This is a genomic window from Zhengella mangrovi, assembly GCF_002727065.1.
Lineage (GTDB): Bacteria > Pseudomonadota > Alphaproteobacteria > Rhizobiales > Rhizobiaceae > Zhengella > Zhengella mangrovi.
This window is the reverse complement of the sequence record NZ_PDVP01000017.1, coordinates 60,919-75,715: the sequence shown is the minus strand read 5'-3', so window position 1 is coordinate 75,715 and position 14,797 is coordinate 60,919. Positions and strand designations below refer to the sequence as shown.

The window sequence follows — 14,797 nt, the reverse complement described above, 5'->3', positions numbered from 1 at the left end:
GGAGGAGCCATGCCTGAGCTACGGTTCGACGATCCGGACGGAACGCTGGCCATGCTGCGCGACAGCGTCGCGGCGCTGGCGGGGCGTCATCCCGGGGCCGCGTCGCTACGGGCGCGCCGGGGCGAAGCGCGCGATACCGACAGGGCGCTCTGGACGGCCATGGCGGAAGCCGGCTGGACCGGCCTGCTGCTGCCTGAAACGATCGGCGGCTCGGGGCTCGGCGTCCGCGAACAGGCGATCCTGTCGGAAGCCCTCGGGCGGGCGCTGCTCTGCGAGCCGGTGGCCGGGTCGGCCGTGTTCCTGTCCTGCGTGCTCGCAGGCGCGCCGGCCGGAGACGAGCGGGACCGGCTGGCGGCCGGGTTCGTCGACGGGAGCCGGATCATCGCCCCGGCCTGGCGCGGCGGCAAGGTCACGGCCCGGGAAACGGCGGACGGCTTCTTGCTGTCGGGAGCGCATGGCCACGTCGACCAGGCAGCGAGCGCCACGGACTTCGCCGTTCTCGCAGATACCGGCAACGGCCCGGCGATGTTCAGCGTGCCGGCGGATAGCGATGGCGTGACCGTCGATCTGCAGCGCAGCGTCGATGGCGCGATGATCGGCACCGTCCGGCTGGACAACTGCGCGGTCGCTGCAAGCGGCATGATCGTGACGCCGGACGGATGCGAAGCGGTCCTTGACCGGGCAATCGCCGCGACACGGCTGGCGCTGGCGGCGGAACTTGCCGGCATCGCGTCGCAGGCTGTCCAGGACACCATCGACTACACGAAGACGCGGATCCAGTTCGGCAAGCCGATCGCCAGTTTCCAGGCGATCCAGCACCGGCTCGTCGATATGTGGTCCGACGCTGAATTCGCCGTCGCCGCCGTCAGCAACGCGGTGGAGGAAGCGGAGGCCGGCGAGGGGCGGCGTACCGCGCTCGCCGTGCTGGCGGCGAAGGCGCGCGCCGGAGACGCGGCCGTCTCGATCTGCCGCAGGGCGGTCCACCTGCACGGGGCGATGGGGTTCACCGACGAATGCGACATCGGCCTTTACCTGAAGCGGGCCATCAGCCTGAACGCCATGCTGGGCCAGCCCGAAGAGCTGCGCCTGGCTTTCGTGAAGCTCGAACGCGCGGCATGACCGCGGGAGGAACCATCCGTTGCAAAACAACCTGATCAAGACCGAAATCGCCGACCACATCGCGGTCGTGACGATGGACAATGCGCCGGTGAACGCCTTTTCGCGCGACTTCGCCGAGGAACTGACCGACGTCTTCGACGAACTGATGGACACGCCGGAGGTCCGCGTGATCGTCATCACCGGGCGCGGCAAGATCTTCTCGGCGGGCGCCGATATCAAGTCGCGCGGCAACGTCGGCGCGGTGAAGGGCGAAACCTGGAAGCACCTGCGGCGCACCCGCGAGGTGGCGAACTGCATCCTGGAATCCAGCAAGCCGGTGATCGCGGCGGTCAACGGCCCGGCGCTCGGCGCGGGCATGGGGCCGATCGTCAACGCCGATATCATCCTTGCGTCCGAGAATGCCGTCTTCGGCCTGCCGGAAATCGACATCGGCCTGATGGGCGGGGCGCGCCACACCATGCGCATCTTCCCGCATTCGCTGGCGCGGCGCATGATCCTGACCGGCTACCGCGTGCCCGCTGCCGAAGCCTACCGGCGCGGCATCATCGAGGCCTGCGTGCCGCTGGAGGACCTGATGGAAGAGGCGATGAAGATCGCCCGCGAAATCGCCTCGAAGAGCCCGAAGGCGCTCAGCCTCGCCAAGCGCGCGATCAACACGGTGGAAAACATGCCGCTGCGCGACGGCTACCGCTTCGAGCAGAACCTGACGGTGGAGATGACGAAGCACGAGGACTCCAAGGAGGCGATGCGCGCCTTCATGGAAAAGCGCAAGCCGGTGTTCAAGGACGACATCTGATGGCGACGGACTGGAACGCGGTCACGGACGAGGACTTCCGCCAGGCCTTTGCCGGCCTGGTGGAGGACTGCTGTCCGGCGGACCTGCGTTTCATGCGCAAGCAGAGACCGACGTTCGACGAGGTCGCGGTGTTCTACCACGGCCTGGCCGAGCGCGGCTGGCTGGCGCCAACCTGGCCGGTGGAGCACGGCGGGATGGGGCTCAGCCCCGCCAAGCACATGATCTACGTGGAGGAGTGGGGCCGGCTCGGCTGTCCGCGCATTCCCGATCACGGGATCGGCCTCGTCGGGCCACTGCTGATCGAACATGGTACGCAGGCGCAGAAGGCGCATTTCCTGCCGAGGATACTCTCCGGCGAGCATGTCTGGTGCCAGGGCTATTCCGAGCCGAACGCGGGATCGGACCTCGCCAGCCTGTGCACCGCGGCCGTGCGCGACGGCGACACGTTCGTCGTCAATGGTCAGAAGATCTGGACGACGCTGGCCCATTGCGCCAACTGGATCTTCATGCTCGTGCGGACCAGCCGCGACGAGGCGGTACGCCAGAAGGGCATCACCGTTCTGCTGGTCGACATGACGACGCCGGGCGTCGGCGTGCGGCCGATCGCCAACCTGCGCGGCGAGACCGATTTCTGCGAGGTCTTCTTCGATGATGTCCGCGTGCCGGTGGACAATGTCGTCGGGGCGATCGACCAGGGCTGGACGGTCGCCAAGTCGGTACTCGGCCACGAGCGCATCTTCCTTGGTGCGCCGACACGCCCGGAAATCGCCTTCGAACGGCTGGAGAAGCTGGCCCGGGCGCGGGGCGCCTTCGACGATCCCGCCTTCCTGTCGCGCCATGCCAGGCTGCGGCTCGACCTCTACGATCTCGGATCGGCCTTCGAGCGCTATGCGCGGATCGTGCGCGAGGGCGGGGAACTCGGCGCCGACGTGTCGATGCTGAAGATCTTCACCACCGAGCTCTACCAGCGCATCACGGAGGAAACCCTGGCACTGGCCGGGGAGGATGCGCGGCTCTTCGACGATATCGCGATCGGCAACGATCACGTGGATGCAATGAACCTGTTCCTGGATGCGCGGGCTCCGGCCATTTTCGGCGGGTCGAACGAGATCCAGCGCAACATCCTGGCGAAGGCCGTGCTGCGGCTGCCAGGTTGAGCAACACGCCGGGCGACGGCGGCAAGGGAGGAAGACAATGGCCACCAGCATGGCAGGAGGGCTGGCCGGCGGACCCGGGGCTACCGGGGAGGACCATGTCCTCATCGGCCGAGACCTGACAAAGGTCTTTGGCGGGTTCGCTGCGGTCAAACACGTGAACCTGGCGGTGCGCCGGGGATCCATTCATGCCCTGATCGGCCCCAACGGAGCCGGCAAGACGACCTGTTTCAACCTGCTGACAAAGACGCTGCAGCCGACCGGGGGACAAATCATCTTCGACGGCGAGGACATTTCGAAGCTGCGGACGGCCGAGGTCGCCAAGCGCGGTCTCGTCCGCTCGTTCCAGATCTCGGCGACGTTTCCGAACCTGACGGCGCTGGAGAACGTGCGCGTTGCGCTGCAGTCGAAATTCGGCGCGGCCTATCACTTCTGGCGCTCGCTCCGCGCCGTTGCGCCGCTCAATGCGCGGGCGGAAGAACTGCTGGACCAGGTGGGACTGGCCGACAACCGCCACACCACCGCGGCCGAGCTTTCCTACGGCAAGAAACGGGCCCTGGAAATCGCCACGACGCTGGCGCTGGAACCGCGCGTCATGCTGCTCGACGAACCGACCGCCGGGATGGGTCACGAGGATATCGAGCCGATCACGCAACTGATCAAGCGGGCAGCGGAAGGCCGCACCGTGCTGCTGGTCGAACACAATCTCTCGGTCGTCTCGACCCTGTGCGACACCATCACCGTGCTGCAACATGGAGAGATCCTGGCCGAGGGCAGCTACGAGGACGTTTCGAACAATCCCGATGTCGTGACGGCCTACATGGGAGGCGTCGATGAATGAGCGTGTGAGCCAGACGGCAGCGGCGCAGGATGTCCGGCCGATGCTTTCGGTCAGGGACCTGAACGCCTGGTACGCGGAATCCAAGGTCCTGCACGGCATGACCTTCGACGTGCGCGAGGGCGAACTGCTGACGCTGATCGGTCGGAACGGTGCCGGCAAGACGACGACGCTTCGCTCGATCATGGGCTTCCTGCAGAAGCGGACCGGTTCCATCCGCCTCAACGGCGAGGAACTCATCGGCAGGCGCACCTACGAGATCGCGCGCAAGGGCATCGCCTATTGCCCCGAGGAGCGGGCGATCTTCTCCTCGCTGTCGGTGAAGGAAAACATGTTCCTGCCGCCGGTGCTGAGCGAGGGCGGCATGTCGGACGCCGATCTCTACGCGACCTTTCCCAACCTGAAGGCGCGCGCGGCCAGCCGCGGTACGCTGCTGTCGGGCGGGGAACAGCAGATGCTGGCCATCGCGCGCATCCTGCGCACCGGCTCGCGGCTGCTTCTCCTCGACGAGCCGAGCGAGGGCCTTGCCCCGGTCGTGGTGCAGGAGATCGGCAACATCATCCGGGAGCTCAAGACGCAGGGGTTCACCATCCTGCTTGTCGAGCAGAACCTGCGCTTCGCCAAGAAGGTGGCCGACCGGCATGTCGTGGTGGAACACGGCAAGGTGGTCGACATCCTGACGCGGGATGAATTCGAGACCGGCATGGACCGGGTCAAGTCCTACCTGGGGGTATGAACGCGATGTTCGAGCACATTTCCACCCAGTTGCTGTTCGGCCAGGTTCTCCTCGGCCTCATCAACGGTTCCTTCTACGCCATGCTGTCGATGGGGCTTGCCATCATCTTCGGCCTCATGAACGTGGTGAACTTCGCCCATGGCGCGCAGTACATGCTGGGGGCCTTCGTCGCCTGGATCCTGCTGACGACGCTGGGCATTCCCTACTGGGGCGCGCTGTTCGTCGCGCCGGTGATCGTCGCGATTTTCGGCATGGCCATGGAGCGGCTGATCCTGCGGCAGTTGCAGAACCTCGACCACCTCTACGGGCTGCTGGCCACCTACGCGATGGTGCTGGTGATCGAGGGTCTAATCCGCCAGCAATACGGCTCGACCGGCATTCCCTACCAGAACCCGATCCCCGGCGGGGTGAACCTCGGCTTCATGTTCCTGCCCTATTACCGGCTCTGGGTGGTGGTGTTCTCGCTGGTCACCTGTGTCGGCACCTGGCTGCTGATCGAGCACACGAAACTCGGCGCCTACCTGCGCGCGGCCAATGAAAAGCCGCAGATCGTCGAGGCGTTCGGCATCAACGTGCCGCGGATGATGACGCTGACCTATGCCTTCGGGGTCGGCCTGGCGGCGCTGTCCGGCGTGCTGGCCGCACCGATCTACCAGGTGTCGCCGTCGATGGGCTCGAACGTCATCATCGTCGTCTTCGCGGTGGTCGTCATCGGCGGCATGGGATCGATCGCGGGGGCGGTCGTGGCAGGATACGCGCTCGGCGTGGTGGAAGGGCTGACCAAGGTCTTCTACCCGGAAGCCGCCTCGGTCGTCATCTTCCTGTTCATGGCGGCGGCGCTCTTCTTCCGGCCCTCCGGCATCTTCTCCGGCAAGGAGTCCACTTAATGAAACCTGCCCACCTGGCCCTGATCCTGGGCTTCGCCGCGGCGCTGGCCGCGCCGTTCTACTTCTATCCCGTGCTGCTGATGACGATCCTGTGCTTCGTCGTCTTCGCCTGCTCGTTCAACCTGCTGCTGGGCTATACGGGGCTCCTGTGCTTCGGCCACGCCATGTTCTTTGGCACGGCCGCCTACATGACCGGTCTGGCCCTGAAGACAACCGGCATTTCCGTGGAACTGGCAATCGCCTTCGGTGCGCTCGTCGCGGGCCTGCTCGGGCTTCTCGTCGGTTATCTCGCCATCCGCCGGCAGGGCATCCAGTTCGCCATGATCACGCTGGCGTTCTCGCAGCTCGTCTTCTTCTTCCTGCTGCAGAGCGAATTCACCGGCGGCGAGGACGGCATGCAGTCGATCCCGCGCACGCCGCTGTTCGGCCTGGTCAACGTCGATGACAGCTTCAACTACTACTACGTCATCCTGGCCCTCACGATCCTGGCCGTCGCCGCCTACTACCGGATCGTCAATTCACCCTACGGCGAAGTTCTCAAGGCCGTGCGCGACAACCAGCAGCGCGTGGAATCGCTCGGCTTCTCGCCGGAGCGGGTCAAGCTGGTGGCCTTCGTCCTGTCGGCCACGATGGCGGGCATGGCCGGCGGCATGAAGGCGACGGTCTACCAGTTCGCCACGCTGACCGACGCGTCCTGGCAGGTGTCGGGCGAGGTCATCATCATGACGCTGCTCGGCGGCCTTGGAACCCTGTCCGGTCCGCTGTTCGGCGCCGGCATCATCATCTGGCTGAACGACGAACTGGCCGGGTTCGGCGAATGGGCGCTTATCCTGCAGGGAGCCATCCTGCTCGCCGTCATCATCTTCTTCCGGCGCGGTTTCGTCGGGGAACTGTCGGCCCTGTTCCGCTGGGTCGCCCGCAAGCGCCGCGGCGATGGCGGGACCCCGCCGCCCGTACAGGAAGGCGCAACGGCGACAGGGCCTGGCTGATCCCGGTCCGCGGCGGTATCAGAACTCGATGCTGACCGGCATCTCGAAGGGGTCGGTCGGCTGAACGGAACCCGCCGCGCGCTGCAGGACACCGAGATAGCGCTCCTTGTTGGCGCGGACGCGATCGGCGACGCCTCCAAGCCCGAGGGTCGCCGGCTGGTTCTGAATGGTGGCCGGCATGAGCACGCAGAGCGTTGCGCCGCCGAGAAAGGGCAGGTTCTCGGTGTAGCCATAGCCCTGCTTCCGGATCTTCGCGACTTCCGCCATGATCCTGGCAATGTCGATCCGTTCACCCGGCTTCTCGATGGCAATGTTCGTCCGCCGCACGATGTTGTCGATCTTCTCGTCGGGCAGCGTGGACAGCAGCACCCAGCCGACAACGGAATGGGTCAGGAACCGGAGCGTTCCCTCATCGACGTGAAAGCGCATCGCGTGGATGGACTGGATGATCTGCACATATTGCAGGTAGATGTCGTTGCGCGTGTTGATCGAGACGGTTTCGCCGGTGGCCGCGTGGACATCGTGCATGGCCTCCAGCATGCGGGTGCTGCCGAACAGGGCGCGCGGGATCCAGTCGCCGAGCGATGTCACCTTGGGCGTCGGGAAATAAAGCCGCTCGACGCGGTCGAAATTGAGATAGCCGAGGCTGACGAGCGTCTTGAGCAGGACGGTCGTGCTCGATTGCGGGTAGCCAAGCGCCTGGGCAATCTCCGACATGCCGCTGCGCTGCTTGGTTCTCTTGAAAAAGTCAAGAATTTCAATGGCGCGGGTCGCGGACTTAACCTGCGATGTTTGCATTGGCGGCCTCCCGTTCACGATCCCATTTTCAGAAATGTGAAATTGAACCGCAAGGATGAAATGCTTCTGGTCTCCCCCGTGTGCCCGTGACAAGCTTCGTTCGTCAAGCCGGAAACACGGCTGAAGAGAAAGAAACGGGAAGCCGGACGGACTTCCCGCTGCGGGAGGCAGACAGTGACCATGCGCAAGCATTCGGACGCCCGTTCCAGTGCTCCGGACATCCAGGTCCCGCGGCAGTCCCGTTGTGCTGCGCGGACCCTGGCGGTGTTGGCATGAGCGGTCGCCTGCAGGGCCGCGTTGCGCTGATCGCCGGGGGCGGGCAGGGCATCGGCCGCGCAATCGCGGAGGCCTTCGGGCGCGAAGGTGCGCGGGTTGCCGTGCTCGATCTCAGGATGGAGAACGCCGAGGCGGCTGCGACGGCCATCAGGGCTGCCGGCGGGGAGGCGATCGCGCTGGCCGGAAACGTGGCGAAGCGCGATGACGTCTTCGCGGCCGTGGCCGAGACCCGGAAGGCGCTCGGTCCGGTCACCGTGCTCGTCAACAACGCGATGTGGAACCGCTACGGCCCGCTCGAGGAGCAGACCGAGGACATGATCGCGCGCATGATCGACGTCGGTTTCAAGGGCGTCATCTGGGGCTACCAGGCGGTTCTCGACGACATGACGGACGCCGGTGGCGGTGCCATCGTCAACATCGCATCGCCGGCCGCGGTGCTCGCGATGAAGAATGGCATCATGTACTCGGCGGTGAAGGCGGCGGTTGCCGCGTCGACACGGTCGGCGGCGGCCGAGTTCGGTCCGCGCGGAATCCGCGTGACGGCCATCGCGCCGGGGCCGACGCCGACGGAAGGCGCCAATCGCGTGGTCAGCGAAGAGGCCTGGGAGCGGCGGCGCCAGCGCATGCCGATCGGCCGGCTCGGAACACCGGACGACGTGGCGAACGCGGCTGTGTTCCTGGCCAGCGACGAGGCCGGCTTCATCACCGGCGACATGCTGTTCGTCGACGGAGGCATCACCTACGCATTCTCGTAACGGCCCGGGCGGGAGGCCCGGCCGTCCTTTCGTGCAGTGAAGACACACCAGTGGAGGAGACGACATGACTACCACCTACCGTTTCGGAGCAGCGGTGCTTCTGGCCGCATCCACCGTCCTGACGCCGATGGCCACCATGGCCGCCGGCATTTCCGATGACGTCATCCGCATCGGCATCATGAACGACCAGTCCGGCCCCTATGCCGACAACTGCGGCCCGGGCTCCGTGGCCTCGGCCCGCCTGGCCGTCGAGGATGCCGGCGGCGAGATCGACGGAAAGAAGATCGAGATCGTGGTCGCCGATGACCAGAACAAGCCGGACATCGGTGTCGCGGCGGCGCTGAAGTGGGTCGAGCAGGACGGCGTGGACGCCATCGTCGGCTGTTCGGCATCGTCGATCGCCGGCGCGATCAGCGACATGATGAAGGACCACAACAAGCCGTACCTGCTGGCCGGGTCGGCGGCGAGCTTCTTCACCAACGACAAGTGCAACGCCATGACCACGCAGTGGATGCAGGACACCTACGCGATGGCCAAGGCGACCATCAACTCCCTGCTGCAGGCCGGCAACAAGACCTTCTACTTCATCACCGTCGACTACACGTTCGGCAAGGTTTGGCAGGAGGACTCCACCAAGTTCATCGAGGCCGGCGGCGGCAAGGTGATCGGCTCGGTGCTGCACCCGCTCAACACCAACGACTTCTCGTCCTACCTGCTGCAGGCGCAGGCCAGCGGGGCCGACGTCATCGCGCTCGCCAATGCCGGCAACGACCTCGGCAACGCGATCAAGCAGGCGGCGGAGTTCGGCATCACCCAGAGCGGCCAGAACCTGGCGCCGCTCGGCATGTTCATCAACAATGCGCATTCGATCGGCCTGGAAGCCCTGCAGGGCGTGCGTTTCACGACGCCGACCTACTGGGACCTGAACGACGGCACGCGTGAATTCACCAAGCGCTACCAGGCCGCGTTCAACGACCGCTACCCGAACGAAGCGCAGATGACGACCTACAGCGCGGTGACCCACTACCTGAAGTCGGTGAAGGCGGCGGGCAGCGACGATGGCGAAGCCGTCATGGCCAAGATGCACGAACTGCCGGTCAACGACTTCGAACTGGACAACGTCTCGATCCGCGCCGACGGGCAGGTGATGCGTCCGTCGCTGGCGGTGCAGGTGAAGTCGCCGGATGAGTCCAAGGGTCCGTACGACTACTACAAGATCCTTGCCACGCTGGATCCGGAAAGCGTCTGGCGCGCGCCGTCGGAGAGCGCCTGCCCGCTGCTGAAGAAGTAAGGCCTCCCAAGGCTTGCGACGGGGGGACCTGGTCCCCCCGTCATTCCGTCCTGCTGTGAAAGCTCCGCGATGACACCGAATGTTCGCCTCGTCTGCGAAACGCCCGACATGCTGGGCGAAAGCCCGGTGTGGGATCCCCGGACCGGCCGGCTCTACTGGGTCGACGGGGTGTCGCGGCTGATCCGGTCGCTGGATCCCGAGAGCGGCGCGATGCGGCAATGGCCGACGCCCTCGATGGTCGGCTCGGTGGCGCTGGCGGAAGGCAATCGCCTCGTCTGCGGCCTGGCCGACGGCATCTGGCTGGCCGACCTCGAAAGCGGCGAATTCACGCCGTTGTTCCGGCCCGAGCCGGCCGATCCGGCGATCCGCTTCAACGACGGCAAGACCGACCGGCAAGGCCGGTTCCTGTGTGGTTCCATGGGGGTTCATGCCGATCCCCTGGGCAGCCTGTGGCGCGTCGACGGAGCCGGCATAACGCGGGTGTTCGCCGAAGGCATCCGGATCTCCAACGCGCTCTGTTTCAGCCCCGACGGGCGGACGATGTATTTCGCCGACAGCCTGGACCGCAAGATCCGGGCCTTTCCCTATGGTCCGTCCGACGACGATCTCGGCGAGCCCGGCGTATTCGTGGACACGACGCCATGGGAGTCCGGACCCGATGGCGCGACGGTGGATGCCGAGGGATGCGTCTGGACCTGCCTGATCCAGGTCGGGAAGATCGCCCGGTTCACGCCCGACGGCGCGCTGGACCTGCTGTTCGACGCGCCGACCGACCTGCCGTCGAGCCTTGCCTTCGGCGGGCCGGAGATGGACCGGCTCTACGTGACCTCCATCAAGGATTCCGGTTCCGGGCGCGCCATCTCGAAGCATCCGCGCGGTGGCTGCCTGCACGTGATCGAGGGGCTCGGCGTTTGCGGGATTCCCGAAACGCCGTTTCGTATCGCCGCCGCCGATCCGGCGGCCTGACGATCCGGCAAACAGGAGACGGACCCATGACCGACGACGCACTGACGAGACTGCTGGACCGGGAAGCGATCCGCGATTGCATCTACCGCTACTGCCGGGGCATCGACCGGGCCGACGAGGCGGCACTGCGCAGTTCCTACTGGCCGGATGCCCACGATTGCCATGGCGCCTATGACGGTCCGGCCGAAGGCTTCATCGCCCATGCGCTGAAGGTGTTCCAGGCCGGTCCGCGCAACGTGCACCAGGTTGCCAATATCCTGATCGAATTCGCCGGTCCCGACGTGGCCATCGTGGAGAGCTATTTCAACGCGCTTCAGCGTGGTCCCGACCGCGAGGGCACCGTGCGCCAGTACCTGCTGGCCGGCCGCTACTGCGACCGGATGGAAAAGCGGGACGGGGAGTGGCGGGTGGCCGACCGGACGGTGGCCTATGACTGGGTGGAAGAACAGAAGCCGCCGGACGCCGGCGAGGCGGAGCGCTTCGGGCCGCGCCAGCCGATCGGTGCCGCCGCGCCGTCCGATCCGATCTATTCATTGCGCAAGGCCGCCGGGCTTCTCTGACGGGGGACGGGATGCCCTGGATCAGCGAAACGGCGAATGCGAGCCCTGAAAGACCGCCCGGCCCGTCGGCCGGCCACGGGATCTGCGAGGCCGAGTTCAAGGCCGCGATGCGGCAGGTCGCGTACTCCGTGGCCGTCGTCACCTGCCATCACGATGGCGCCCGGGACGGGCTGGCCGCGACCTCGATCTGCCCGGTGTCGGCCCATCCGCCCGTGCTGCTGGTCTGCGTCAACGGGGAGGCGTCCGCCTTGCCGCTGATCCTCGACGGCGGCGCGTTCGCCGTCAATTACCTGACGGAGGATCAGCATCCGGTCGCCCGGGCTTTCTCTTCCGCAGAAACGGATAGCGACACGCGGTTCGGCGAAGGCGCGTGGGCGGGCCTCGAAACCGGGGCCCCCGTGCTGGCCGGTGCTCTTGCGAGTTTCGACTGCCGTCTCGAGAACAGCATCACTTACGGATCGCACCGGCTCCTGTTCGGGCGCGTGGTTGCCACGACGCTGCTGGGGGACAGCGGGCTGCTCTATCGCGACAGGCAATTCCGGCGCCTTGCACCGGCTAAATGAGAGGACCCCGCCATGCCCATGTCTGAACACCGCCGCGTCGTGCTGGTCACCGGGGCCGCAGGGGGGATCGGACGGGCCCTCGTCGATCTTTTCGTCGCGGACGGCGACCGGGTGATCGGCGTGGATCTTGCCGGCACCGGTATCGAGGCGTTGATGACGGGCCATGGTCCAGACCATGCCGGGTTCGACTGTGATGTCGATGACGAGGCGGCGATCCTGGCGCTGTTCCGGCGGATCGACGCGGTCTTCGGAAAGGTAGACGTGCTCGTCAACAATGCCGCGCTCGGACCCACCATGGCCGCGACCGTGGACACGCCGCTCACGGACTTCCGCAAGGCCATCGGTGTCAACCTGCTCGGCCCCTTCGTGATGGCGCGGGAAGCGGCGAAGCGCATGGCGAACGGCGGGGCGATCGTCAACATCGCATCGCTTGCCGGGGTGCTGGGCAATCCCCGCCGCAATGCCTATGCCGCCTCCAAAGCCGGGCTGATCTCGCTGACCAAGTCGCTTGCCTGCGAATGGGCGTCGCGGGGGATCCGCGTTGCCGCGGTCGCGCCCGGCTACGTGCGCACGCCGATGGTGGCGGACCTGGAACGGACCGGGAAGGCAGACCTGGCCGCCGTGCGGCGCCGTATTCCGGTCGGCCGGATGGGGCGGCCGGACGAAATCGCCCGCGCGGCCCGTTTCCTGGCTTCGCCGGGGGCCTCCTACATCACCGGGTCGGTTCTGGCCGTCGACGGTGGCTGGATGTCGTTCAACCAGCCGGGCGACGCGCATCCGCCGGTTGACGGGACACCGGCGGAGGAACTGGACGCGGCTCCGGCCGGGCGGCAACAGCGGGTGGTTGTCGTGACCGGCGCCGCCAAGGGGATCGGCGAGGCCATTGCGCGCACCTTCGCCGGGGCGGGCGACCTCGTGGTGCTGCTCGACAGCGACGGGTCAGGGGCCAGCAGTGTCGCGGCTTCGCTTGGCGGGCCCCATGTCGCGATGGAAACCGATGTCACCGACGAGGCAGCAGTGGTGGCAGCCTTCGACAGCATTCGCGGCCGCTTCGGGCGGATCGACATCCTGATCAACGACGCGGCCGTTGCCGATGCCTTCAAGCCGGCGCTGGAGCAGACCCGGGAAGACCTGGAGCGCGTGCTGGACATCAATCTTGCCGGGGCGTTCCTGTGCACCCGCGAGGCGCTGAAAAGCATGGAGCCCGGCGGTATCGTCCTGAACCTCGGCTCGATCAACACTTTCCTGCCGTTCGCGCCACGCCATGCCTACGGCGCCTCGAAGGCGGGGATCGATATCCTGACGCGCTGCCTGGCAGCGGAACTCGGGCCGATGGGGATCCGCAGCGCCACGATCGCGCCGGGCTACATCCGCACCCCGGGCGTCAAGGCGCTGGAAGATGCCGGGCGCATCGACAGTCCGGCCATTCGCCGCCGCATCCCGCTGGGAGACATGGGCCGGCCTGCCGATATCGCCTCGGCGGCCCTGTTCCTCAGCTCGCCGGACGCGTCCTACGTCAACGGCTCCATCCTCTACGTCGATGGCGGCTGGACATCCTTCGGCAACGCCGGCGATGCCAGCGCTCAGACCTGATGGACGGTGCCCGCGGGCTTTCAGTTGTTGAGCGATACCGAGCGGACCCGGGTGCGAACCTGGCGCACGGTTCCGTAGAGTTCGGGCCTGCCATGCCGGTTGAGCCGGTACCGGCCGGTCGTCTCGACGATGCGGGGGGGATCGCAGCGGCCGTTCTCGTCGATGCGCAGCACGAACCGGAACCCCGACTTGCGCTCGATGGCATCCTCGAGGCATTCCATGACGTGGTGCCGGTCATCGGCATGGTAGGCTGCCACTGCCCGGGTCAGGTCGATCGGCCCATGCTGCGGGACCATTCCGTGAAGCACGGCGGCATCCTTCGAGAAATAGACGAGACCATCGTCGATGTCGAAGCGCCAGACGCCGTATTCCTCGAACTGGGCGAGGATATCGAGGAGGTTCGCGTCAACAAGTCCGATGTCGTTGAGATCCTGCGCATTGACGCGGCGTGGCTTGATCTCGACCTTCAGCAGGTCGAGATGCGGATTCGGTTTCTTGATCGACATGGCTTTTCCGATCAGATCAGGCCGAGCCTGATGCCCTTGGCAACGGCATGGGCCCTGTTTGCGGCCGACAGTTTCTGACAGCAGCCGGTGAGGTAGTGATTGACCGTGTGTTCCGACAGGTCGAGGATGACAGCGATCTCGGAACTGGTCTTTCCTGCCGCGGTCCAGCCCAGGCACTCCAGTTCGCGGGCGGAGAGCTGAGGCTTTGTCGTGCCTTCTTCGTAGGCGAAAAAGGTAGCACGCTCGAAAACCTGATTGCAAATCCAGGACAGGAATAGCTGCTCGTCCATGCTGCACGCCGGCCGGTCGCCAGAAAAGGATATGGCGCCCCTCCGGTCTTCGGTGTCGTGAACCGAAAAACAGATGCCGGCGCGGATGCCGAAGTCGGCGTAGAGCCGCTCGGCGGCTTCGACTGCTTCAGGCTTTCGCGTCGCGTTGATGTCGTCAGCTTCCCACTCGACTGGCCTGGTGGAATCCTGCAGTTTCTCGAGGATGGGGCTGGATCGCAGCAGATCGGCCTGGTCGTAGGCCTGAACCAGTTCCGCCGGCAGGTTGGACAGCAGCGACAGGTCGCCCAGGTTGGTCTCGCCGGCCAGGGGGAAGCGGACGACAAGGAAATACCGGAACCCCATGTCCAGCGTCATCTGCTTCAGCAAACGGAAGAGATCATAGCCGCTGTGGCATTCCAGCAGAGCCCTGGCGTAGTGTTCCGCGAGCCGGGACCCGCTGGCGGGTGCCGTTTCGACGACGTTCTGTTCCAAGTTGCCGCACATTCTTGTCATTCACCGTTTCTTGCCCGCCCTGCGGCGAGGAAGCGGGCTTATTATCTGCGTAATTTGAAATATTCCATATGAAATATGTGTTTTGGTTTTACGTAAGGTCATACTTATAAGTCATCGCAATTTATCAATCTTTGATTTTCGATTTGAATCAACGTATTCCGCGAACCGACCATGTTCGGGCGTTTTAT

Annotated in this window: 16 protein-coding genes; 13 read left to right on the top strand and 3 right to left on the bottom strand. The window is 65.7% G+C overall.

Going from position 1 to position 14,797, the window contains the following annotated elements:
- Positions 1 to 9 precede the first annotated feature (9 nt).
- From CSC94_RS20290 to CSC94_RS20260, 7 genes are read left to right on the top strand one after another with little or no spacing between them, the layout of a single operon-like run.
- Positions 10 to 1,119 (top strand): acyl-CoA dehydrogenase family protein, encoded by a 1,110-nt coding sequence (locus CSC94_RS20290; RefSeq protein ID WP_099308201.1) that lies wholly within the window; start codon positions 10 to 12, stop codon positions 1,117 to 1,119.
- Positions 1,120 to 1,138: 19 nt separating this feature from the next.
- Positions 1,139 to 1,915 (top strand): enoyl-CoA hydratase/isomerase family protein, encoded by a 777-nt coding sequence (locus CSC94_RS20285; RefSeq protein ID WP_099308200.1) that lies wholly within the window; start codon positions 1,139 to 1,141, stop codon positions 1,913 to 1,915.
- Positions 1,915 to 3,072, top strand: a complete 1,158-nt coding sequence (locus CSC94_RS20280) for an acyl-CoA dehydrogenase family protein (protein ID WP_099308199.1) — start codon at positions 1,915 to 1,917, stop codon at positions 3,070 to 3,072. Before CSC94_RS20285 ends, CSC94_RS20280 begins: the two co-directional genes overlap by 1 nt.
- 37 nt (positions 3,073 to 3,109) lie before the next feature.
- Positions 3,110 to 3,910, top strand: a complete 801-nt coding sequence (locus tag CSC94_RS20275; protein ID WP_205853374.1) for an ABC transporter ATP-binding protein — start codon at positions 3,110 to 3,112, stop codon at positions 3,908 to 3,910.
- A complete protein-coding gene (locus CSC94_RS20270) occupies positions 3,903 to 4,643 on the top strand; it encodes an ABC transporter ATP-binding protein (protein WP_205853373.1) in 741 nt (246 codons plus the stop codon). Before CSC94_RS20275 ends, CSC94_RS20270 begins: the two co-directional genes overlap by 8 nt.
- A gap of 5 nt (positions 4,644 to 4,648) precedes the next feature.
- Positions 4,649 to 5,530: a branched-chain amino acid ABC transporter permease gene (locus CSC94_RS20265; RefSeq protein ID WP_099308238.1), complete on the top strand. Its 882-nt coding sequence runs from the start codon at positions 4,649 to 4,651 to the stop codon at positions 5,528 to 5,530.
- Positions 5,530 to 6,519, top strand: coding sequence for a branched-chain amino acid ABC transporter permease (locus tag CSC94_RS20260; protein ID WP_099308198.1), 990 nt, complete (start codon positions 5,530 to 5,532; stop codon positions 6,517 to 6,519). Before CSC94_RS20265 ends, CSC94_RS20260 begins: the two co-directional genes overlap by 1 nt.
- Before the next feature lie 18 nt (positions 6,520 to 6,537).
- Here the strand turns inward: CSC94_RS20260 and CSC94_RS20255 are convergent, their stop codons facing one another.
- The gene (locus CSC94_RS20255; protein WP_099308197.1) at positions 6,538 to 7,317 is read right to left on the bottom strand and encodes an IclR family transcriptional regulator; all 780 of its coding nucleotides are present in this window, start codon (positions 7,315 to 7,317) and stop codon (positions 6,538 to 6,540) included.
- Positions 7,318 to 7,589: 272 nt separating this feature from the next.
- Between CSC94_RS20255 and CSC94_RS20250 the strand changes: the two genes are divergently transcribed.
- From CSC94_RS20250 to CSC94_RS20225, 6 genes are all read left to right on the top strand, one after another.
- The gene (locus tag CSC94_RS20250) at positions 7,590 to 8,348 is read left to right on the top strand and encodes an SDR family NAD(P)-dependent oxidoreductase (protein ID WP_099308196.1); all 759 of its coding nucleotides are present in this window, start codon (positions 7,590 to 7,592) and stop codon (positions 8,346 to 8,348) included.
- 64 nt (positions 8,349 to 8,412) lie between these two features.
- Positions 8,413 to 9,639 carry an ABC transporter substrate-binding protein gene (locus tag CSC94_RS20245; protein ID WP_245408431.1) on the top strand — a complete coding sequence of 409 codons (1,227 nt, stop codon included), beginning with the start codon at positions 8,413 to 8,415 and terminating at the stop codon, positions 9,637 to 9,639.
- 69 nt (positions 9,640 to 9,708) lie between these two features.
- A complete protein-coding gene (locus tag CSC94_RS20240; RefSeq protein ID WP_205853372.1) occupies positions 9,709 to 10,605 on the top strand; it encodes an SMP-30/gluconolactonase/LRE family protein in 897 nt (298 codons plus the stop codon).
- A 26-nt stretch (positions 10,606 to 10,631) separates the two neighbouring features.
- On the top strand, positions 10,632 to 11,165 hold the full coding sequence (locus CSC94_RS20235; RefSeq protein ID WP_099308195.1) for a nuclear transport factor 2 family protein: 534 nt from the start codon (positions 10,632 to 10,634) through the stop codon (positions 11,163 to 11,165).
- 11 nt (positions 11,166 to 11,176) lie between these two features.
- The gene (locus tag CSC94_RS20230; protein ID WP_099308194.1) at positions 11,177 to 11,728 is read left to right on the top strand and encodes a flavin reductase family protein; all 552 of its coding nucleotides are present in this window, start codon (positions 11,177 to 11,179) and stop codon (positions 11,726 to 11,728) included.
- A 12-nt stretch (positions 11,729 to 11,740) separates the two neighbouring features.
- Positions 11,741 to 13,321 (top strand): SDR family oxidoreductase, encoded by a 1,581-nt coding sequence (locus CSC94_RS20225; protein ID WP_245408430.1) that lies wholly within the window; start codon positions 11,741 to 11,743, stop codon positions 13,319 to 13,321.
- 20 nt (positions 13,322 to 13,341) lie between these two features.
- Here CSC94_RS20225 and CSC94_RS20220 read toward each other — a convergent pair whose 3' ends face one another.
- Positions 13,342 to 13,827 (bottom strand): hypothetical protein, encoded by a 486-nt coding sequence (locus CSC94_RS20220; RefSeq protein ID WP_099308193.1) that lies wholly within the window; start codon positions 13,825 to 13,827, stop codon positions 13,342 to 13,344.
- Positions 13,828 to 13,838: 11 nt separating this feature from the next.
- Positions 13,839 to 14,588 (bottom strand): helix-turn-helix transcriptional regulator, encoded by a 750-nt coding sequence (locus CSC94_RS20215; RefSeq protein WP_165784529.1) that lies wholly within the window; start codon positions 14,586 to 14,588, stop codon positions 13,839 to 13,841.
- Positions 14,589 to 14,797 lie beyond the last annotated feature (209 nt).